Consider the following 21,182-nt stretch of genomic DNA (forward strand, 5'->3'; position numbering starts at 1 on the left):
CGCCACCACCCGCGCGAGGACCACTGCCACCCGTGCGAGGGCCGCCGCCAGCACCACCGGTACGCGGAGCGCCACCACGGCCGCCACCCGATGAGCTCCAAGAACCACCCGAGGAACCACCAGAGCCGCCACGCGGACCACCCGAGGAGCTACCTCCCCGCGGACCACCAGAAGACCCGCCACGAGGAGCGCCGGAAGAACTACCTCCGCGAGGCGCACCAGAGGAACTCCCTCCGCGAGGACCACCGGACGAGCTGCCGCCACGGGGCGCGCCGGAGCTCGGACCGCCGGAGCGGGAGCCGCCGGCGTTCCCGGAGCGTCCACCGCCGCCGGCACGACCCGAACCGCCGGACGAACCACGGCCAGAGCGATCGCCCGGGCCAGAGCGGGGGTTGCGAGGTGGCGTAGCCACGGTGACTCCTATCGGTCGTACGAGGTGAAGAACGGCGCTCAGACAAAAATACAGGCACAAACATTAAGGGCCACCCGGTGTGGGTGGCCCTTAACAGTGTGAATGTCCGGCGACGTCCTACTCTCCCACGACCTCCCGGTCGCAGTACCATCGGCGCTGAAGGGCTTAACTTCCAGGTTCGGAATGGAGACTGGGTGTTTCCCCGACGCTATGGTCACCGTAACTCTATAGAAATATCAACCAACCACCCTGCAAGTCACCGTCCCCACACACGTTGTGTGGGTTCGAGCTGGGGTTGACCGTATTTCGGGAACCGTATAGTGGACGCGATTATGTCTTGCAGCAGTTTTGTTGCCCCAACTGTGTTGGTGTTGAGACAAGCCCTCGGCCTATTAGTACCAGTCAGCTCCACACCTTGCGGCGCTTCCACTTCTGGCCTATCAACCCAGTGGTCTACTGGGGGCCTTACCCGATTAACTCGGTGGGAGACCTCATCTTGAAGCGTGCTTCCCGCTTAGATGCTTTCAGCGGTTATCACTCCCGAACGTAGCCAACCAGCCGTGCTCCTGGCGGAACAACTGGCACACCAGAGGTTCGTCCACCCCGGTCCTCTCGTACTAGGGGCAGCCCTTCTCAAGTCTCCTGCGCGCGCAGCGGATAGGGACCGAACTGTCTCACGACGTTCTAAACCCAGCTCGCGTGCCGCTTTAATGGGCGAACAGCCCAACCCTTGGGACCTACTCCAGCCCCAGGATGCGACGAGCCGACATCGAGGTGCCAAACCATCCCGTCGATATGGACTCTTGGGGAAGATCAGCCTGTTATCCCCGGGGTACCTTTTATCCGTTGAGCGACGGTGCTCCCACATGCCACCGCCGGATCACTAGTTCCGACTTTCGTCCCTGCTCGACATGTCTGTCTCACAGTCAAGCTCCCTTGTGCACTTACACTCGACACCTGATTGCCAACCAGGCTGAGGGAACCTTTGAGCGCCTCCGTTACCTTTTAGGAGGCGACCGCCCCAGTCAAACTACCCACCAGGCACTGTCCCTGATCCAGATAATGGACCGAAGTTAGACAGCCAGAACAACCAGAGTGGTATTTCAACGATGACTCCACCCGAACTGGCGTCCAGGTTTCACAGTCTCCCACCTATCCTACACAAGTTGTACCGACCACCAATACCAAGTTGTAGTAAAGGTCCCGGGGTCTTTCCGTCCTGCTGCGCGTAACGAGCATCTTTACTCGTAATGCAATTTCGCCGAGTCCATGGTTGAGACAGCGCCCAAGTCGTTACGCCATTCGTGCAGGTCGGAACTTACCCGACAAGGAATTTCGCTACCTTAGGATGGTTATAGTTACCACCGCCGTTTACTGGCGCTTAAGTTCAAAGCTTCGCCGGCCAAAGCCAGCTAACCTGTCCCCTTAACGTTCCAGCACCGGGCAGGCGTCAGTCCGTATACATCGAATTACTTCTTCGCACGGACCTGTGTTTTTAGTAAACAGTCGCTTGGGCCTGGTCTCTGCGGCCATCAACGCTTCCGAGAGCAAGTCTCGTCACGAATCAGGCCCCCCTTCTCCCGAAGTTACGGGGGCATTTTGCCGAGTTCCTTAACCATGGTTCACTCGATCGCCTTGGTATTCTCTACCTGATCACCTGTGTCGGTTTGGGGTACGGGCGGCTCTAACACTCACTACGAAGTTTTTCTCGGCAGCATGGGATCATCCACTTCCCCTGAACGGGTCCGCCTCGGTTCTCAGGCTCTGTGAGACACGGATTTGCCTATGCCTCGCCCTACCACCTTGCCCGCGGATCAGCTTGCGCCTACCATCGCCGCGGATGGACTGCCCTCCTGCGTCACTCCTTAGTGCACCTAATACCAGTTCGGGTCGAAAGATCCACTCATCAGCCCGAAGGCCTCAAAGCTTCACGTTCTTAGCATCACCGGGTTCGGTCGGGTCGTGTTAATGCCGGTACGGGAATATCAACCCGTTGTCCATCGACTACGCCTGTCGGCCTCGCCTTAGGTCCCGACTTACCCAGGGCAGATTAGCTTGACCCTGGAACCCTTGATCATTCGGCGGACGGGTTTCTCACCCGTCATTCGCTACTCATGCCTGCATTCTCACTCGTGCAGCATCCACAACTAGATCACTCTGCTGCTTCACACGCTGCACGACGCTCCCCTACCCATCCACACACCTGGACCCACAAAGTGGGCCGGGTACGAGTGTGAATGCCACAGCTTCGGCGGATTGCTTGAGCCCCGCTACATTGTCGGCGCGGAATCACTTGACCAGTGAGCTATTACGCACTCTTTCAAGGGTGGCTGCTTCTAAGCCAACCTCCTGGTTGTCTGGGCAACTCCACATCCTTTTCCACTTAGCAATCGCTTAGGGGCCTTAGCTGGTGATCTGGGCTGTTTCCCTCTCGACTACGGAGCTTATCCCCCGCAGTCTCACTGCCGCGCTCTCACTTACCGGCATTCGGAGTTTGGCTGATTTCGGTAAGCCGGTAAGCCCCCTAGACCATCCAGTGCTCTACCTCCGGTAAGAAACACGCGACGCTGCACCTATATGCATTTCGGGGAGAACCAGCTATCACGGAGTTTGATTGGCCTTTCACCCCTATCCACAGGTCATCCCCCAGGTTTTCAACCCTGGTGGGTTCGGTCCTCCACGCGGTCTTACCCGCGCTTCAACCTGCCCATGGATAGATCACTCCGCTTCGGGTCTAGAGCATGCGACTCTGGTCGCCCTATTCAGACTCGCTTTCGCTACGGCTACCCCACACGGGTTAACCTCGCCACATACCACTAACTCGCAGGCTCATTCTTCAAAAGGCACGCCGTCACACCCACACAAGGTGAGCGCTCCGACGGATTGTAGGCAACCGGTTTCAGGTACTATTTCACTCCCCTCCCGGGGTACTTTTCATCTTTCCCTCACGGTACTAGTCCGCTATCGGTCACCAAGAAGTATTTAGGCTTAGCGGGTGGTCCCGCCAGATTCACACGGGATTTCAAGAGTCCCGTGCTACTTGGGAAAACACTCGGAAGTCACTGTCTTACGCCTACGGGGCTCTTACCCACTACGGCTCAACTTTCCAGAAAATTCGACTTCAACAGTGATTTATAACTCCCTGACCCCACGGCATTAGGATCTGAATGCTCCCACAACCCCATATACGCAACGCACGCCGGCTATCACACGCACATGGTTTAGCCTCATCCGCTTTCGCTCGCCACTACTCACGGAATCACTATTGTTTTCTCTTCCTGCGGGTACTGAGATGTTTCACTTCCCCGCGTTCCCTCCAGAACCCTATGTGTTCAGGCACTGGTAACTGGCTTTAGAATGCCAGCTGGGTTTCCCCATTCGGACACCCCCGGATCACAGCTTGGTTGCCAACTCCCCGGGGCTTATCGCAGGCTCCTACGTCCTTCATCGGCTCTTGGTGCCTAGACATCCACCGATTGCCCTTAGTAGCTTGTCACAAAAACAACAAAATACTGAAGATGCTCGCGTCCACTATACAGTTCTCAAAATACGGGCAGGAACACCAGCCCTTGTCCACCACTACCCTCGGACAGATCCAACGAAGGGAAAACACACCCTCGAAAAACCCATCACCAGGAGTTTGGTGAGAGCCGGCCCCAGCCACACAGCCACACCAACCCTGTGATCCGCAAAGATCCAGCAGTTGATGTAGTAGTGACCCAGAAAAACCGATCCAAGGATCCGAAGATCCATGGCCCGATTCCTCAGGACCCAACAGCGCGCCTCGATGATCCACTCGACTCTATGTGTGTTCCACGCGTCCTCTCCGAAGAGAATCAGCAGTACTTACCCACTCGGTTCCGTTTACTCATCTAATGGTCAATGTTCCACATTCCGAAGCATGGCCGCCCAGAAACATTCGTCCTGGAAACGACCTGTAGGCAACTACACCCTTACGGGTTGCAGCTGCCAATGCTCCTTAGAAAGGAGGTGATCCAGCCGCACCTTCCGGTACGGCTACCTTGTTACGACTTCGTCCTAATCGCCAGCCCCACCTTCGACGGCTCCCTCCACAAGGGTTAGGCCACCGGCTTCGGGTGTTGCCGACTTTCATGACGTGACGGGCGGTGTGTACAAGGCCCGGGAACGTATTCACCGCAGCGTTGCTGATCTGCGATTACTAGCGACTCCGACTTCATGGGGTCGAGTTGCAGACCCCAATCCGAACTGAGACCGGCTTTTTGGGATTCGCTCCACCTTGCGGTTTCGCAGCCCTTTGTACCGGCCATTGTAGCATGCGTGAAGCCCTGGACATAAGGGGCATGATGACTTGACGTCATCCCCACCTTCCTCCGAGTTGACCCCGGCAGTCTCCTATGAGTCCCCACCATAACGTGCTGGCAACATAGGACGAGGGTTGCGCTCGTTGCGGGACTTAACCCAACATCTCACGACACGAGCTGACGACAGCCATGCACCACCTGTATAGGACCCTTACGGACCCCCCATCTCTGGAGGATTTCCCTATATGTCAAACCCAGGTAAGGTTCTTCGCGTTGCATCGAATTAATCCGCATGCTCCGCCGCTTGTGCGGGCCCCCGTCAATTCCTTTGAGTTTTAGCCTTGCGGCCGTACTCCCCAGGCGGGGCGCTTAATGCGTTAGCTGCGGCACGGAGGACGTGGAATGTCCCCCACACCTAGCGCCCAACGTTTACGGCGTGGACTACCAGGGTATCTAATCCTGTTCGCTACCCACGCTTTCGCTCCTCAGCGTCAGGTAAGGCCCAGAGAGCCGCCTTCGCCACCGGTGTTCTTCCTGATATCTGCGCATTCCACCGCTACACCAGGAGTTCCGCTCTCCCCTGCCTACCTCTAGTCTGCCCGTATCGGAAGCAGGCTCGGAGTTGAGCTCCGAGTTTTCACTCCCGACGTGACGAACCGCCTACGAGCCCTTTACGCCCAATAATTCCGGACAACGCTCGGACCCTACGTATTACCGCGGCTGCTGGCACGTAGTTGGCCGGTCCTTCTTCTGCAGGTACCGTCACTCTCGCTTCGTCCCTGCTGAAAGAGGTTTACAACCCGAAGGCCGTCATCCCTCACGCGGCGTTGCTGCGTCAGACTTTCGTCCATTGCGCAATATTCCCCACTGCTGCCTCCCGTAGGAGTCTGGGCCGTGTCTCAGTCCCAGTGTGGCCGGTCGCCCTCTCAGGCCGGCTACCCGTCGACGCCTTGGTAGGCCATTACCCCACCAACAAGCTGATAGGCCGCGAGCCCATCCCCAACCGCCAGAACTTTCAACCCCAAACCATGAAGCCCGAGGTGATATCCGGTATTAGACCCCGTTTCCGAGGCTTATCCCGAAGTTGAGGGTAGGTTGCTCACGTGTTACTCACCCGTTCGCCGCTCGTGTACCCCCGAAGGGGCCTTACCGCTCGACTTGCATGTGTTAAGCACGCCGCCAGCGTTCGTCCTGAGCCAGGATCAAACTCTCCGTTGAATTCAATATGTCAACCACCCCGAAGGTGGATAACAGACATGAAACGAAAAACGATCCATTGCAATCAGAAACAAATCAAACTGACTTGAATCCAGAAAAATTACAAAGGAATCCGATACGACATCAGATGAAACATCCGATCCCGTATACGGGGTTAATGCTAAATTTCGGCATTGACTTTCGGCACGCTGTTGAGTTCTCAAGAATCGGGCGCACACCGCGTCTGTGGCTCTTCAGCCAGGACTCCGGGGCAACCTGCGTTACTTTACCGGACCAGATCCACCGAGTCAACCCCGGATTTTCTTGATCCGCGCCCCTCGCTTGAGCTACCGACCCGGATCAGACGACACGGTGCGGCTCAGCTAGCTTCAGGGGGTTCGGAGCGACCGGCCGCTTTCGCGTCCCGCGCCTCGCTCCAACAAGAAGAACATTACGTGGCCTGCAGGTGACCGTCAAATCCATTGCCGGAGGCCAGAGTCACAGCCCTGTAATTTGCCTCCGGCGCCGGCTCTGTGCGAGGGCTCAGGCGGCGGGTGGGACGACTCAACCACCGGCCGGCGTGACGAGAACCCCTGCGAACGAACGCTTCCCGCGCCGCAGTACCAGCGCTCCTCCGGGCAGCAGGTCCTCGCTGCTCGGGACGTACTCCGGGTCGCTCACCTTCTCGTTGTTCAGGTAGGCGCCACCTTCGGCGATCGTGCGCCGGGCAGCGGACTTGCTCGCCACCAGCTCCGAGAGCACCAGCAGGTCCGTGATGGTCGGCATCTGCTCGTCCGGCTTGAGCTCGTAGTGCGGCGCCTCCCGCAGCGCGGCCACCAAAGTTGTTCCCTGCAAGGCCTGAAGCTCCGACTGGCCGAACAGCGCCTTGGCCGCGAGCTTCACCTGCTCGGTCTCCTCGGCGCCGTGCACCAGCGTGGTCACGTCCTCCGCCAGCAGTCGCTGCGCCTCCCGGGCGTGCGGCCGCTCAGCGGTCGCCTCCTCGAGCGCAGCGATCTCCTCAGCCGTCCGGAACGTGTAGAACCGCACCAGCTGCATCACGTCGCGGTCATCGGTGTTGAACCAGAACTGGTAGAACGCGTACGGCGAAGTCAGCTCCCGGTCCAGCCACACGGTCCCCGACTCGGTCTTGCCGAACTTGGTCCCGTCCGCCTTCGTGACCAGCGGCGTCGCCAGCGCATGGGCCTTCCCAGCGTCCGAGCGGCGGATCAGCTCGACTCCAGCGGTCAGGTTCCCCCACTGGTCGCTACCGCCGGTCTGCAAGGTGCACCCGTGGCGCCGGTACAGCTCCAGGTAGTCCAGCGACTGCAGCAGCACGTAGCTGAACTCCGTGTAGCTGATCCCCTGCTCCAGGCGGGCCTTCACCACTTCCCGGCCGAGCATGCGGTTCACCGGGAAGTGCTTGCCGATGTCCCGGAGGAAGTCGAGCGTGTTGAGGTCCTTGGTCCAGTCGTAGTTGTTGACGATCCGCGCCGGGTTCGGCAGCGACGCGTCGAAGTCGACGAACCGCTCCACCTGGCCGCGGACCCTCTCGACCCACTGCTCGACGACGTCCTTGGGGTTCAGCACCCGCTCGGCCGACTCCTTGGGGTCACCGATCAAGCCGGTGGCGCCGCCGACCAGGCCGATCGGGTTGTGGCCGGCCAGCTGGAGCCGCCGCAACGTCAGCAGCTGCAACAGGTTGCCCATGTGCAGACTCGGGGCGGTCGGGTCGAACCCGACGTACGAGGTGATCGGTCCGGCGGCCATCGACGCACGGAGCGCGTCCGGGTCGGTGGAGTGCGCGATCAGGCCACGGCTCTCCAGGTCGTCGAGCACCTGGGTGCGGCTTGCGGTCCCGCTGTCGGTCACTTGGTCTCTCCTCGAGTCACGTCAGATCACGACAAGTGTCCTGTACCAGCCCCGGCTCGCGGGCGCCGGGTCAGCCGGCTTCAGGCCGCGACAGTACTGCGCGCAGTTGCGCGACCAGCGCGTGTCCGTCTGGCCCGTGCACGGTTGCGGCCGTCGGGCGATGCGGATCGTGAGCCCCTGGGTCCTGGTTCGGCACTGGCAGACCGTGGGACAGCACCTGCTCGGCAGGGGTCAGCTGGCGGATGGCGATCGCTCGCACGTGATCCGGGTGCGTCTGGGCGAAGTCGCCGTACAGCTGCGGGTCGTGCTGGCCGTCGTCCCCCACCAGCACCCACTTGACCTCTGGGAACTCCACTGCCAGCCGCCGCAGCGCAGTGCTCTTGTGCTCGCGTCCGCTGCGGAACCAGCCCGTGTTGGTCGGCCCCCAGTCCGTCATCAGCATCGGGCCGGCCGGGTAGCCGTGCCGCGCCAGGAACCTGGTCAGCGTGGGTGCCGTGTTCCAGGCGCCGGTCGACAGGTAGAAGATCGGCGCACCCGGGTGGTCGGCCAGCAGTTCGGCGTACATCTCCGCCATGCCCGGCACGACCCTGCGGGCTTGCTCGTCACGGACGAAGGTGTTCCAGGCGGCGATCAGTGGTCGCGGCAGCATCGTCAGCATCACCGTGTCGTCGATGTCGCTGACCAGACCGAAGCCTGCGTCCGGGTCGGGTACGTACACCTTCCCGCGCGCCTGCCGCTCGCCGTGCACACCCAGGCTGATCTCGTGCCACCCAGGAGGCAGCGCCACCGGCACGGTCAGGTCCACGAAGCCGCCGCGGTCAGTAGTCGCCTCGAAGGTCTCGCCGGAGACAGTGACGGCCACCTTCACCCCGGTCGCGGGCGCGGTGACAAACACCCGCCAGCCACGCACCACCTGGTCTTCGTCGTATCGGGGCTGGTTGCGGGGGTCGCGGCTCAGTACGACGCGAGCCAGCACCCGGGTGAACTCCCGGGTGCCGTAGCCGACGTGCGGGATGATCCGTTCCCGCCAGCCGCGGCGACGCAGGAGAACCCCGACACCGACGTTGAACCAGTCCTCCAGCCGGGAGGAGTAGTGCGGACGGGCCATGTCGGAAACCTACCCGTCCACAGGGCCTGTACTCGCACCGGGAGGACTGTCCCCGGCGACCTTTACAGTCTCGATATGACTCGGACCTCCGCAGCCCTCGGAATGTGCTTCCCCCGGACCTTCCCCGCCGCCCTGGTGACAGACGTGGCCCGCCGGCTCGACGCAGGTGGCGCCGACGAGCTCTGGCTGATCGAAGACTGCTTCTACACCGCAGGCCCGTCCCTGGTGTCGGCTGCCTTGGCCGTCACCGAGCGGCTCACCTGCGGGCTCGGCATCGCGCCCGCTGTCGCCCGTACTGCGGCCATGACCGCGATGGAGTTCGCCACTCTCGACGCGCTGGCACCGGGCCGGTTCCTGCCGGGCATCGGGCACGGTGTCCAAGCGTGGATGGGCCAGATGGGTGTCCGGCCGAAGTCGCCGCTCACTGCGCTCGAGGAGGTGACCACAGCCGTCACCCGCCTGCTGGCCGGCGAGAAGGTGACGATGAAGGGCGACTACGTCGTACTGGACGAGGTGCAGCTGGATGCGCCGCCGGTCGAGCCGCCGCCGATCCTGCTCGGTGTCCAGGGGCCGAAGTCGATGGCGCTTGCCGGGAGGGTCGGGGGTGGCGTTGTGCTCGCGGAGCCGGCCAGCCCGTCTTATGTCCGGGCGTCGATCGAGCAGGCTGGTTCACCGGAGGGGTTCGTCGTCGCTGTCTTCAGTGCGTTCTGCGTGCGGGGCGACCGCAAGACGGCGTACGAGTGGACAGCGCCGTGGCTGGCGGAGCGGATCGAGCAGCAGCACCCAGGTCTGCGCCCGATGCCGTTCTACGACGACCTGGTCAAGCTGCACGCCGACAAGGGCGCAGAGGGCCTCGTCGAGATGCCGCAGGACTGGTGGCAGGAGATCGGTCCGATCGGCACGCTCGACGACGCCGCGGCCCACATCGAGGCACTGGAGGCAGCCGGTGCACACCACATCGGCCTGTTCCCGGACCCCGAGGTCGAGCACGGCCTCCCCCAGCTCGACTACGTCCTCGAACTGGCCAACCGCTAGCCGGTACTACGCCCGCTCCCCTAGCCCGTACTGCGTTGCGTCGCCGGCCCGCACTCCCCGTGCGGGCTAGCGACGCTTCTTGGGCACATGCGGCCGGTACGGCGAAACCGTCGGGTCGCCCGGAATCCAGAACCGCCAGTCCCACTCAGCCGCCTCCCGCAGGCCGACGCGCGGACCCGTCGCGGGTTCGCCGTCGAAGCGTGATCCGGACAGCAGCTGAATGGGAGACCCGGCCGCCAGCAGATCAACCCCGTCGTCTTCCCGTCCGATGCCGAGCGCAACACACATCCGCGCGGGCCCACGGGCAAGATCGCGATCGGCAACAGCATTGGCGCGACGTGAGCGGGCCAGTTCCACGCCCTCGATGATCTCGCCGGCGCGCAGCAGGATGGCCGACGGTTGGCCGGCCGGGCCGGCGCTGATGTTCATGCAGAAGTGCATGCCGTAGGTGAAGTACACGTAGAGATGCCCGGGCGGGCCGAACATCACCGCATTGCGCGGAGTCTGCCCCCGGTAGGCGTGCGACCCCGGATCGTTCGGCCCGTCGTACGCCTCGACTTCCGTGAGACGTACGGCAACCACCCCTTCCGGCGTCGACCGCCGCAACACCATCCCCAGCAACTTGGGCGCCACTTCCAGCACCGGCCCGGCCAGCAGCGTACGTCGTACGGGCATCTAGGCGAGGCGCTCCGCGTGGGCAGCGGCACGACCGCGCAACTCGGCCAACTGCTCGGCCACACGTTCGCCTGCGGTACCGCCGCGACCGTTGCGGGAGGCTACTGAGCCTTCGACGCTCAGCACCGTCCGGACCTCAGGCGTCAGGGATGGCGAGATCGCGGCGAGGTCCTCGTCAGACAGGTCCCACAGCTCGATGCCGCGCTTCTCGCACTCCTGCACGCACGCGCCGGCCACCTCGTGCGCCACCCGGAAGGGCACCTTCTGGCGCACCAGCCACTCGGCGACGTCAGTCGCCAGCGAGAAGCCCTGCGGTGCCAGCTCCTCCAGCCGCTCGGTGTTGAAGACCAGGGTGCGGATCATCCCGGTGAACGCGGGCAGCAGCACCTCAAGGGTGTCCACGGAGTCGAAGACCGGCTCCTTGTCCTCCTGCAGGTCCCGGTTGTAGGCGAGCGGCTGCGCCTTCAGCGTGGCGAGCAGCCCGGTCAGGTTGCCGATCAGCCGGCCGGCCTTGCCGCGGGCGAGCTCGGCGATGTCCGGATTCTTCTTCTGCGGCATGATGCTCGACCCGGTCGAGTACCCGTCGTCGAGCTGGACGAAGCCGAACTCCTTCGTCGCCCAGATGATCACCTCTTCGGCCTGCCGGGACAGGTCGACGCCGATCTGCGCGGTGATGAAGGCGAACTCCGCCACGAAGTCCCGCGCGGCGGTCCCGTCGATCGAGTTCGCCGACGAGTTCGTGAAGCCCAGCTCGACCGCCACGAACTGCGGATCCAGCCCGAGCGAGGAGCCGGCCAGCGCCCCCGACCCGTACGGCGAATCGGCCGCGACGCGCGCGTCCCACTCGGCCAGCCGATCGAGATCGCGGATCAGCGGCCACGCGTGCGCCATCAGGTGATGCGACAACAACACCGGCTGCGCGTGCTGCAGATGCGTCCGGCCCGGCATCGCGACGCCGAGATGCTTCTCGGCCTGCTCGGCGATGGTGTTCACCTGGTCGAGCACCAGCGCGCTGATGATCCGGCCGTGGTCGCGCAGGAAGCTCTTGAACAGCGTGGCGATCTGGTCGTTCCGCGACCGCCCGGCCCGCAGCCGTCCACCCAGCTCGGCACCAAGCCGCTGCACCAGCCCGTGCTCGAGAGCCGTGTGCACGTCCTCGTCGCTCTCAGCGGCCACAAACGCACCGGAGAGCACGTCCGCCAGCAGCTCGTCGAGCCCGGCGAGCATCTTGGTGAGGTCGTCGTCGGTCAGCAGCCCCGCGCGGTGCAGCACCTTCGCGTGCGCCTTCGACCCGGCGATGTCGTACGGCGCCAGTCGCCAGTCGAAATGTGTCGACTTGCTCAACGCCGCCAGCGCATCGGCCGGCCCACCCGCAAACCGGCTCCCCCACAGGGCAGCGCTTTCACCAGAGCTCACAACAAGTCCTTTCAAAAAGCTTTAGTTCAGCAGTAAGAACTACTTGGCCTCGCTGCGGGCGGCCAGGTTGAGGAAGCGGGTGGCCAGGGCCTCGCCGCCGGAGGGGTCCCGGGAGACGACCATGACGGTGTCGTCGCCGGCGATGGTGCCGAGTACGTCGTCCAGTCCCACGTGGTCGATCGCCGACGCGAAGTACTGGGCCGCACCCGGCGGGGTTCGCAGGATCACCAGGTTGGCGCTGCCCTCCGCCGAGACGAGCAACTCCGACGCGACCCGGCCGAGTCGCGCCTCGAAGGCGGCCGCCTCACCGGCCCGCGGCGTACGGTCACCGCCTTCACCCGGTACCGCGTACACCAGCTGGCCGGACGAGTCGCGGACCTTGACCGCGCCGATCTCCACCAGGTCACGCGACAAGGTGGCCTGGCCGACGACGAGCCCGGCGTCGGCGAGCAGATCGGCCAGCTCGGTCTGGGAGCGGACCGGCTGACGCCCGAGCAGGTCGACGATGCGCTGCTGGCGCGCCGTCTTGGTAGTCGGTACCGCAGTGCTCATCCACGTCCTCGCTTCGCTCCGGGCGCGGATGAGACACGACACACGCTGTATTTGATGATGAGCTCGCTCCGCTCGCTCATGAGCTGAAGTTCCTCGCCAATAGCCACGACAGCAATGCCTTCTGCGCGTGCAGCCGGTTCTCGGCCTCGTCCCAGACGACCGACTGCGGACCGTCGAGCACGGCGGCCTCGATCTCCTTGCCCCGGTACGCCGGCAAGCAGTGCAGCACGATCGCGTCGCCGTTCGCCTTCGCCACCAGCTGCTCGGTCACGGCATAGGGTACGAAAGGCGCCTCCCGCAGCGCGGCCTCGGCCTCCTGCCCCATCGAAACCCAGGTGTCGGTGGCCAGCACATCGGCACCCGTGACAGCCTCCAGCGGATCAGCGGTCCACGCTGCCGAACCACCCGTGGCCGCGGCAATCTCCACGGCCTTGGCCAGTACTGCGGCATCAGGCTGGTACTCCGCCGGTGACGCGATGACCACATGCATGCCGGCTGTCACGCCACCGAGCAGGTACGAGTTCGCCATGTTGTTGGCGCCGTCGCCCAGGTAGACGAGTTTGAGCCCTGCCGTGCGGCCCTTGTGCTGCCGGACGGTGAGCAGGTCCGCGAGGATCTGGCACGGGTGGAACTCGTCGGTCAGCGCGTTGATCACCGGCACGCGCGACGCGGCGGCCATCTCCTCGATCCGCGTCTGGCCCGACGTCCGCCAGACGATCGCGCCGACCTGACGGTCGAGCACCCGAGCGGTGTCGGCGATCGGTTCACCCCGGCCGAGCTGCGAGCTCTGCGCGTCGATGATCAACGGAACCCCGCCGAGCTCGGCGATCCCGACAGCGAACGAGATCCGCGTCCGCGTCGAAGCCTTGTCGAAGAGCACCGCCACGGTCTGCGGGCCACTCAGCGGCTTGTGCCCGTACCGATCGATGGTCAACTGCTGAGCCAGCGTCAGCACCTCGTCCTGCTCTACCGGGCTCAGGTCGTCGTCGCGCAGGAAGTGTCGGGTCACGGGGCGGCCTCCACCTGGTCTAGCAGCGCGGGTAGTGCGGCGACGAAGCTGTCGGCGTCAGCTTTGCTGAGGATGTACGGCGGCGCCAGTCGCAACGCGTCGGGGAGCGGGTTGTTGACGATGAAGCCCGCTTCCAGTGCCAGCGCGGCGACCTGGTCCGACACCGGCTGGGTGAGCTGGATCGCGAGCAGCAGGCCGCGACCACGGACGCCCGCGATCAACGGGTGGCCGAGCGCCTCGATGCTCGCGGCGAGGTGGTTGCCGATGGCATCCACATTCGCGAGCAGGCCGTCCCGCTCGATCACGGTCAGCACGGCCAGACCCGCGATCGCCGCGACCGGGTTGCCGCCGAACGTCGTACCGTGGTTGCCCGGCTGCAGCAGGTCGGCTGCCGGGCCGAAGCCGAGGCAGGCGCCGATCGGGATGCCCGCGCCGAGGCCCTTGGCCAAGGTGACCAGGTCGGGCTGGATCCCCGCGGCCTGGAAGGCGAACCAGTCGCCCGTCCGCCCGACGCCGGTCTGGATCTCGTCGATCCACAGCAGCGCGCCATGCTCCGAGGTGATCCGGCGAGCCTCTGCGAGGTAGCCGTCCGGCGGTACGACGACGCCGTTCTCGCCCTGGATCGGTTCGAGCACCACAGCCGCCGTCTCGTCGTCGACCGCGGCGGCCAGCGCGGGCGCATCGCCGTACGGGACGAAGGTGACATCGCCGGGCAGCGGCGCGAACTGCTCCCGGTACGCCGGTTTCCAGGTGATCGCGAGCGCGCCCATCGAGCGGCCGTGGAAGGCGCCGACGGTGGAGACGATCTTGGTCCGGCCGGTCTTGCGGGTGATCTTGAACGCGGCCTCGTTGGCCTCGGTCCCCGAGTTCGTGAAGAAGACCTTGCCAGGAGCATCGAAGAGGGACAGCAGCTTCTCGGCCAGCGCGATCTGCGGCGCGGAGGCGAAGAAGTTCGAGACGTGCCCCAGCGTCGCAAGCTGGCTGGTGACGGCCGACACCACGAATGGATGCGCGTGCCCGAGACAGTTCACCGCGAGGCCACCGAGCAGGTCGAGATACTTCTTGCCGTCGGCATCCCAGAGGTAAGCGCCCTCGCCCCGAACCAGCACCCGCTTGGGCGCCCCGAAGGTGTTCATCAACGACTGCGAGTACCGCTCGACGAGCGCGCTCTGCGTGCCATCGACGGTCAGCAATTCGGTCATGAGGGGATCACCTGGGTTCCGCTTCCGGCGTCAGTGAAGATTTCTAGCAGCAGTGAGTGCGGGACGCGGCCGTCGATGACGGTTGCGCGGGAGACGCCGGACTGGACTGCGCGGAGGCAGGCTTCCATCTTCGGCACCATGCCGGAGGCGAGCGACGGGAGCAGCTCGGCCAGTTCGGCGGCGTCGATCTGGGTGATGATCTCCTCGCTGTCCGGCCAGTTGCGGTACAGCCCGGCGACGTCGGTCAGGACGACGAGCTTCTCCGCGCCGAGGGCGACCGCCAGCGCGGACGCGGCGGTGTCGGCGTTCACGTTGTGCGCCTGCCCGTCCTCGTCCGGGGCGATCGTCGAGACGACCGGGATCCGGCCGGCGTCGATCAGGTCGATGACGGCTTCCGGCCGGACGTCGACGACGTCACCGACCAGCCCGATGTCGACCGACTCGCCGTCGATCATCGCGCCGCGGCGTTCCGCGGTGAACAGCCCGGCGTCCTCACCGGACATGCCGACGGCGAACGGACCGTGCGCGTTCAGCAGTCCGACGAGTTCGCGACCGACCTTGCCCACCAGGACCATGCCGACCACGTCCATCGCCTCGGGCGTCGTCACCCGCAGACCGCCGCGGAACTCGCTGTCGATCCCGAGCCGCTGCAACATGTCGCTGATCTGCGGCCCGCCACCGTGCACGACCACGACCCGGACGCCACAATGCCGCAAGAACACGATGTCGGAGGCGAAGGCCTGCTTCAGCTCGTCGTCCACCATCGCGTTACCGCCGTACTTGACGACGATCGTCTTCCCGTGGAACTCCTTCAGCCAAGGCAGCGCCTCGGTCAGCACAGCGGCCTTCTCGACCGCACTGGCCTGCGTCGTAATGGTCATGAGGAGTAAGCCGAGTTCTCTTCGACGTAGGCGTGCGACAGATCGGTGGTCAGCACGGTCGCCGACGCGGACCCGGCGTGCAGGTCGATGACGACGTCGATCTCGAGACCGCTCAGATCGGCCTCGGAGCGGTCGACGCCCTTGCCGCCGGCAACGCAGATCGCGGCGCCGTTGAGGGTGATGTCGAGTAGCGAAGGGTCGAACGCGGTCGGGGCGTTGCCCACCGCCATCGCGATCCGGCCCCAGTTCGGGTCGGAGGCGAAGAAGGCGGTTTTGCAGAGGTTGTCCTCGGCAACGACCTTCGCGGCCGCGACCGCCTCGGCCTCGGTGGCCGCACCCTGGACCGTGATGCTCACGTGCTTGGTGACGCCTTCGGCATCCGCCTGAAGCTGCTTGACCAGATCCGCGGCCAGCGCGGTGAGCGCGGCCTCGAACTCGTCAACCGGTACTGCGACACCCGATGCGCCCGAGCTGAGCAGCAACACGGTGTCGTTGGTCGACGTACCGCCATCGACGTCGAGCCGGTTGAAGGTCTTGCCGACCGCGTTCCGTAGTACATGGTCGAGGTGTGGCTGGTCGACGATCGCGTCGGTGGTGATGACGGAGAGCATCGTCGCCATGTTCGGCGCGCACATGCCGGAGCCCTTGGCGAAGCCGCCGATGCTCCAACCGTCGGGGTGCTTGAAGACCGCCTGCTTCGGCACGTTGTCCGTCGTCATCACCGCGGTCGCGGCGGCGAGGCCGTGCTCAGCGGCGTTGCCGAGAGCATCGACCGCGGCCTTGAGCCCCGGCAGGAGCTTGTCCATCGGCAGCCGCTCACCGATCAGGCCGGTCGAGCAGACTCCAACCTCGATCGCACCGACGCCGAGAATCGCGGCCAGCTCTTCCGCGGTCTTGTGGGTGTCCTGAAAGCCTTCAGGTCCGGTGCACGCGTTGGCGCCGCCCGAGTTGAGGACGACCGCCTTCAGCTTGCCCGTGGTCAGCACCTGCTGCGACCAGAGCACGGGAGCGGCCTTCACCTTGTTCGTGGTGAAGACGCCCGCCGCGAGGTGGTACGGGCCGTCGTTGACGACCACAGTGAGGTCCGGTTTGCCGGCCGGTTTGATCCCGGCGATCACCCCGGCCGCACGGAAGCCGGCCGGCGCGGTGACTCCGGCGCTCCGATCGACTTGGGGGTGCGGGGTGACAGCGACGGTCACGGTGCTACTCCTACCAGGGGAAGGGCCAGCGTCTCGTCGAGACCGGCGGCCAGGTTCATGCACTGCACGGCGGCGCCGGCAGTGCCTTTGGTGAGGTTGTCCATCGCGGCCACGATCACAGCGCGGCCGATCCGCTGGTCCAGCGTGACCTGCAGCTGGACGGTGTTGGCACCGAGCGTCGCCTGCGTCTGCGGCCACTGCCCTTCCGGCAGCAGGTGCACGAACGGCTCGTCCTGGTACGCCGCTGCGTAGGCCTCCCGCAGCTGGTCAGCCGTGGTGCCCTCAGTCACGGGCGCACTGCACGTTGCCAGGATGCCGCGCGCCATCGGCGCCAGCACCGGCGTGAACGACACCGAAACGCCCAGGTCGGTCACCGCGGAGAGGTTCTGCTCGATCTCCGGAGTGTGCCGATGCACGCCACCGACCCCGTACGCCGTTGCCGAGCCCATCACCTCAGCACCCATCAGATGCGTCTTGGGCCCCTTGCCCGCTCCCGACGTCCCGCTCACCGCGACCACCACCAGCTGGCCCGGGTCGACAAGACCAGCCTGTACTGCGGGGAGCAGGGCAAGGGTCGACACAGTCGGATAACACCCCGGTACTGCGACCCGGTTGGTGCCGCGCAGCTTCTCCCGTTGACCGGGCAGCTCGGGCAGCCCGTAGGGCCACTGACCGGCGTGCTTGCCGCCGTAGAACTCCACCCACGCCTCCGCCTCGGCCAGCCGGAAGTCCGCGCCGCAGTCGATCACGGTGACGTCCTCGCCGAGTTGCTCGGCGATTCCGGCGGACTGCCCGTGCGGCAGGGCCAGGAACACGACGTCGTGACCCGCCAGCGTCTCGGCGGAGGTCTCGAGCAACGTGCGCCCGGCCAGAGGCAGGAGGTGTGGATGGTGGACGCCCAGCGTCGTACCGGCGCTGCCGCCCGCCGTGAGCGCTCCGATCTCGACTTCCGGATGCATCGACAGCAGCCGAAGCAGCTCTCCCCCGGCATATCCACTGGCTCCAGCCACCGCGACCTTCAAACTCATGTGAATGAGTATGTCAGACAACGCATGAATATCCAACCCGGAAGATCAGTAGATCCACTCAGGCGGCGGACCCGGCAACCCTCCATGATCGGACCATGGACACCTACCGGCCGGCCAGCGGGCACGACCTCCAGCATGCCGAAGTCCGCCGGTCCTCGCGCGGTTTCCTGGTGTTTCTCGCCTGGATCGGCGCCGAGCTGGTCATCTACGCGGCGCTGGTCTTCGCGGCGTCCGACGAAACTCGCCCGAACTGCAGCGGGCTCTGCTTCAGCGACCGGGAGCTGCTGATCCTGCTCGGCATGATGTTCGGCCTCGCGGCGCTGGTGGGTCAGCTGATCGTCGGTCTCCTGCTGACCAGGGTCTACCACCGCCGCCGGATGACGCCATTCGCCGCCGGCAGAACCGCTTTCTTCATCACCTTCGCCCTGACCGCACTGGTCCTCGGGTTGCTGGCGGTGACGCAGCTGTGAGGTCACGCAGTGCGGTGACGTTGATCAGCTGCGTGGCGATCGAGGTGGTCGCGTACTTCGTGGTGCTGCTGACGCGGTCGAGGCAGGAGCCGGCCGGGTGCGACGACTACTGCTGGAGCGACTGGGACTTCGCGGTCGGCTGGGGATACCTGGTCGTCGCGCCGCTCGTGGCCGGGCAACTCGTCGTCGGCGGAATCGCCGTCGCCCGAGCGGCCAGCAAGGACAGTCGGGGCATATCCACCGGCCTCCTCGCCTTCTTCGGGGCCACCGCGCTGACGCTCCTGCTGCTCTTCGGCGTCTACTACCTGCAATCGTCGTGACCGGCGTCACGTCACAAAGCAGGGGGCGCCGCGTGTCCGGAGGGGTGACACGAAGGAGGCTCGCGATGGCACGGATCGGCTACTGGGAGAATCACAGCGTGACGTCTGAGGATGAGCTGGCTGCCGAGTTCGCCGAGCATCGCGCAGTACTGGTCGGGGCGGCGTACCGGGTGGTCGGCAGTGTGGTCGACGCGGAGGACGTCGTCCAGGAGACGTGGTTGCGGTGGTCGGCCGCTGATCGCGAGGAGGTCCGCGACGTCCGGGCGTACCTGGTCCGGATCACCACGCGGCTCGCGCTCAACCGGTTGCGGCAGCAGAAGGCCAGACGCGAGCAGTACGTCGGACCGTGGCTGCCCGAGCCGATCCTCTCCACTCGGACCGAGGACGACCCAGCTGCCGTGGCCGAGATGGCCGACTCGGTATCGATGGCGATGCTCGTCGTACTGGAGACTCTGTCGCCGCTGGAACGCGCTGCCTTCGTACTGCGGGAGGTGTTCGACCTGCCGTTCGCGGAGATTGCGACGACTCTCGGTCGGTCGGAGGCCGCCGTGCGGCAGTTGGCTCACCGCGCCCGCGAGCACGTACACGCCCGGCAGCCGAGGCACAGCGTCGACAAGGCGCGGCACAGTGAGGTGACCAGCCAGTTCCTCACGGCCGCGTGGTCGGGCGACCTCACGCAGGTGGTCTCGCTGCTGGCGCCGGACGTCGAGCTGGTCAGTGACGGTGGCGGCAAGAAGAAGGCCGCGCTCAGGCCGTTGCTGGGGGCCGACAAGGTTGCCCGCTGGTTGCTGGCGCTGGTTGCTCCGGGCCAGGAGGCGTACAACTTCGAGGTCAGGCTGACCGAACTCAACGGCGAGAGCGCCGTCGTCTTCTACGCCGGCGACGAGGTCGACAGCGTCGGCTTCATGGAACTCGACGACACCGGCCGGATCCACCAGATCTACGTCGTCCGCAACCCCGACAAACTCACCAAGATCCCCCGCCTCAGCCAACTCTGACAGTCCACCCCAGAACGTCCGGGGCACCGCAGGTGCCGAGACCTTGTGCACCACCTGAGCGTTCTGGCTGGCGAGATCTACTCAGCTGGTGCACAAACTGCGCGTTTCAGGTGACGTGGGCGGCGATCGTGCGGGCGCAGTCGATGGACTCGGTGGTGGCGGTGTCGACCTCGAGGTCGTAGGCGACGCCTTCGTGCACGGCCGTCGCCTGCGACGCCGCCATCCCACCGACCCGGTCGCCACGGGCGATCTCCCGCCCGGCCGCGATCTCCGGTGCACAACGCACGCCCACCCACAGCACCTCGAGCCCGGCCAACTGCGCCCGCGTCCGCTCCTGCGAACCGGCGCCACTCAGGAAGACGTCGTCGAAGATGATCCGCGCCCCGGCCCGCGCCATCGCCGCGACACCGGCCATCCAGGCGGCCTCGATCTCGCGGAAGCCCGCGCCGACCTCGACCTCACCGTGCTCGCCGAACGCGATCCCGGACTCCTGGTCCAGCAGGCCCGGCGGCAGCGCGTCGACGAGGTCGTCCACGCCGAGACTGATCCACGGTTGCGGAAGCACCGCCTTCAGACAGCGCGCGATCCCCGTCTTGCCGGAACTCGAACCGCCGTTGAGCACGATCACCTGAGTAGCCACCGCGCCGATTCTGCCAGCCGTCCCGCTCAAGCCACCCGACTGAGGAACGGCCGGATCAACTCGACCACCTCATCCAGGTGGCTCTCCAGCAACCAGTGCCCGCCATCCTCGAGCAGATGCAGCTCGGCCTTCGGCAGGTCCTTCAGATAAGCCCGCGCCGATTCCGCCGGCATGTAGCCGTCCTGCGGACCCCACACGATCAGCGTCGGCGGCTGGTGCTCTCGCAGATAGGCCTGGTACTGCGGGTACAGCCGCACGCTCGACAGAATCTCCAGGAAGAAGCCGACCATGATGTCCCGGTTCGGCTCCATCAACGGCCAGGACAGCTGCCACAGATCCGGGCTGATCTTCTCGGCGGTCTGCGGCGGCACCTCGCCGAGAACCTCCTCGCGCAACCCCTCCGCGCTCACCGCCTTGGCCAGCTCGACCCGGCGCTCCGGTGTCGGCGACTCCCAGTACTCCCGCAACGGCCCGTACTTCGGCCCGAGCGTCTCCTCATAAGCATCGCCGTTCTGGATCACCAGGCCGGCGATCCGCGACGGATCCTTCATCGCCAACTGGAACCCGACCTGCGACCCGTAGTCGAACAGGTAAAGGACGAACCGCCGCACTCCAAGGACGTTGAGAAACTTGTCGAGCAACTCCGCATAGCCACCGAAGCTGTACTCGAAATCCGCCGGCGCTTCGCTGTAACCGAAGCCCGGGAAGTCCGGCGCGATCAGCCGCCACTGGTCGGCCAGCGCGGGCATCAGGCCGCGGTACTGGAAGGACGATGACGGGTAGCCGTGCGGCAGCAACAGCACCGGGGCATCCGGCGGCCCCGCCTCGCGGTAGAAGATCTTCACTCCGTCGACCTCGACGGTCCGGTGGGCGACGGTCGGCATCGCG

General features: G+C 65.1%; 16 protein-coding genes and 3 rRNA genes. 4 read left to right on the plus strand and 15 right to left on the minus strand.

The annotated features are described in order from the left end of the window. Nucleotides 1-516: 516 nt before the first annotated feature. The 5 genes from rrf to ACQPYM_RS30620 all read right to left on the minus strand — a co-directional run bounded on the left by rrf (nt 517) and on the right by ACQPYM_RS30620 (nt 8,869). Nucleotides 517-634: ribosomal RNA gene (gene rrf, locus ACQPYM_RS30600) — 5S ribosomal RNA — on the minus strand. Nucleotides 635-784: 150 nt separating this feature from the next. Continuing rightward, nucleotides 785-3,908, minus strand: a 23S ribosomal RNA gene (locus ACQPYM_RS30605). A gap of 487 nt (nt 3,909-4,395) precedes the next feature. Further along, nucleotides 4,396-5,913, minus strand: a 16S ribosomal RNA gene (locus tag ACQPYM_RS30610). The 16S, 23S and 5S rRNA genes sit together here, the layout of an rRNA operon. 543 nt (nt 5,914-6,456) lie before the next feature. Continuing rightward, nucleotides 6,457-7,761 (minus strand): tyrosine--tRNA ligase, encoded by a 1,305-nt coding sequence (gene tyrS, locus ACQPYM_RS30615; protein WP_433007456.1) that lies wholly within the window; start codon nt 7,759-7,761, stop codon nt 6,457-6,459. Nucleotides 7,762-7,831: 70 nt separating this feature from the next. Beyond that, the gene (locus ACQPYM_RS30620; protein ID WP_433007458.1) at nt 7,832-8,869 is read right to left on the minus strand and encodes an App1 family protein; all 1,038 of its coding nucleotides are present in this window, start codon (nt 8,867-8,869) and stop codon (nt 7,832-7,834) included. Nucleotides 8,870-8,944: 75 nt separating this feature from the next. Here ACQPYM_RS30620 and ACQPYM_RS30625 point away from each other — a divergent pair, with 75 nt between their 5' ends. Next, complete coding sequence (locus ACQPYM_RS30625) at nt 8,945-9,904, plus strand: LLM class flavin-dependent oxidoreductase (protein WP_433007460.1); 960 nt, start codon at nt 8,945-8,947, stop codon at nt 9,902-9,904. A 66-nt stretch (nt 9,905-9,970) separates the two neighbouring features. Here ACQPYM_RS30625 and ACQPYM_RS30630 read toward each other — a convergent pair whose 3' ends face one another. From ACQPYM_RS30630 to argC, 8 genes are all read right to left on the minus strand, one after another. Continuing rightward, entirely contained in the window at nt 9,971-10,579 is a 609-nt protein-coding gene (locus tag ACQPYM_RS30630) for a DNA-3-methyladenine glycosylase (protein ID WP_433007461.1), read from the minus strand. After that, entirely contained in the window at nt 10,580-11,995 is a 1,416-nt protein-coding gene (gene argH, locus ACQPYM_RS30635) for an argininosuccinate lyase (protein WP_433007463.1), read from the minus strand. It abuts the gene before it with no gap. A 39-nt stretch (nt 11,996-12,034) separates the two neighbouring features. Further along, nucleotides 12,035-12,547, minus strand: coding sequence for an arginine repressor (locus tag ACQPYM_RS30640; RefSeq protein WP_433007465.1), 513 nt, complete (start codon nt 12,545-12,547; stop codon nt 12,035-12,037). A 76-nt stretch (nt 12,548-12,623) separates the two neighbouring features. Next, a complete protein-coding gene (gene argF, locus ACQPYM_RS30645; protein WP_433007467.1) occupies nt 12,624-13,556 on the minus strand; it encodes an ornithine carbamoyltransferase in 933 nt (310 codons plus the stop codon). Further along, nucleotides 13,553-14,758: an acetylornithine transaminase gene (locus ACQPYM_RS30650; protein ID WP_433007469.1), complete on the minus strand. Its 1,206-nt coding sequence runs from the start codon at nt 14,756-14,758 to the stop codon at nt 13,553-13,555. Before ACQPYM_RS30650 ends, argF begins: the two co-directional genes overlap by 4 nt. Then, nucleotides 14,755-15,639 carry an acetylglutamate kinase gene (gene argB / locus ACQPYM_RS30655; protein ID WP_433007471.1) on the minus strand — a complete coding sequence of 295 codons (885 nt, stop codon included), beginning with the start codon at nt 15,637-15,639 and terminating at the stop codon, nt 14,755-14,757. Before argB ends, ACQPYM_RS30650 begins: the two co-directional genes overlap by 4 nt. After that, nucleotides 15,636-16,838, minus strand: a complete 1,203-nt coding sequence (gene argJ / locus ACQPYM_RS30660) for a bifunctional glutamate N-acetyltransferase/amino-acid acetyltransferase ArgJ (RefSeq protein ID WP_433007473.1) — start codon at nt 16,836-16,838, stop codon at nt 15,636-15,638. The genes argB and argJ overlap by 4 nt, the downstream gene beginning before the upstream one ends. Beyond that, nucleotides 16,835-17,866 (minus strand): N-acetyl-gamma-glutamyl-phosphate reductase, encoded by a 1,032-nt coding sequence (gene argC / locus ACQPYM_RS30665; protein WP_433007475.1) that lies wholly within the window; start codon nt 17,864-17,866, stop codon nt 16,835-16,837. Before argC ends, argJ begins: the two co-directional genes overlap by 4 nt. 95 nt (nt 17,867-17,961) lie before the next feature. Between argC and ACQPYM_RS30670 the strand changes: the two genes are divergently transcribed. The 3 genes from ACQPYM_RS30670 (at nt 17,962) to ACQPYM_RS30680 (ending at nt 19,654) form a co-directional block, all read left to right on the plus strand. After that, the gene (locus tag ACQPYM_RS30670; protein ID WP_433007477.1) at nt 17,962-18,336 is read left to right on the plus strand and encodes a hypothetical protein; all 375 of its coding nucleotides are present in this window, start codon (nt 17,962-17,964) and stop codon (nt 18,334-18,336) included. 14 nt (nt 18,337-18,350) lie between these two features. Then, a complete protein-coding gene (locus ACQPYM_RS30675) occupies nt 18,351-18,656 on the plus strand; it encodes a hypothetical protein (RefSeq protein WP_433007479.1) in 306 nt (101 codons plus the stop codon). A gap of 98 nt (nt 18,657-18,754) precedes the next feature. Beyond that, entirely contained in the window at nt 18,755-19,654 is a 900-nt protein-coding gene (locus tag ACQPYM_RS30680; protein ID WP_433007480.1) for an RNA polymerase sigma-70 factor, read from the plus strand. Nucleotides 19,655-19,760: 106 nt separating this feature from the next. Here ACQPYM_RS30680 and cpt read toward each other — a convergent pair whose 3' ends face one another. Beyond that, the gene (cpt, locus tag ACQPYM_RS30685) at nt 19,761-20,294 is read right to left on the minus strand and encodes a chloramphenicol phosphotransferase CPT (RefSeq protein ID WP_433007482.1); all 534 of its coding nucleotides are present in this window, start codon (nt 20,292-20,294) and stop codon (nt 19,761-19,763) included. A 26-nt stretch (nt 20,295-20,320) separates the two neighbouring features. Further along, complete coding sequence (locus ACQPYM_RS30690; RefSeq protein ID WP_433007484.1) at nt 20,321-21,178, minus strand: alpha/beta fold hydrolase; 858 nt, start codon at nt 21,176-21,178, stop codon at nt 20,321-20,323. Nucleotides 21,179-21,182 lie beyond the last annotated feature (4 nt).

The sequence above is a fragment of the Kribbella sp. CA-294648 genome (genome assembly GCF_050943845.1).
GTDB lineage: Bacteria > Actinomycetota > Actinomycetes > Propionibacteriales > Kribbellaceae > Kribbella.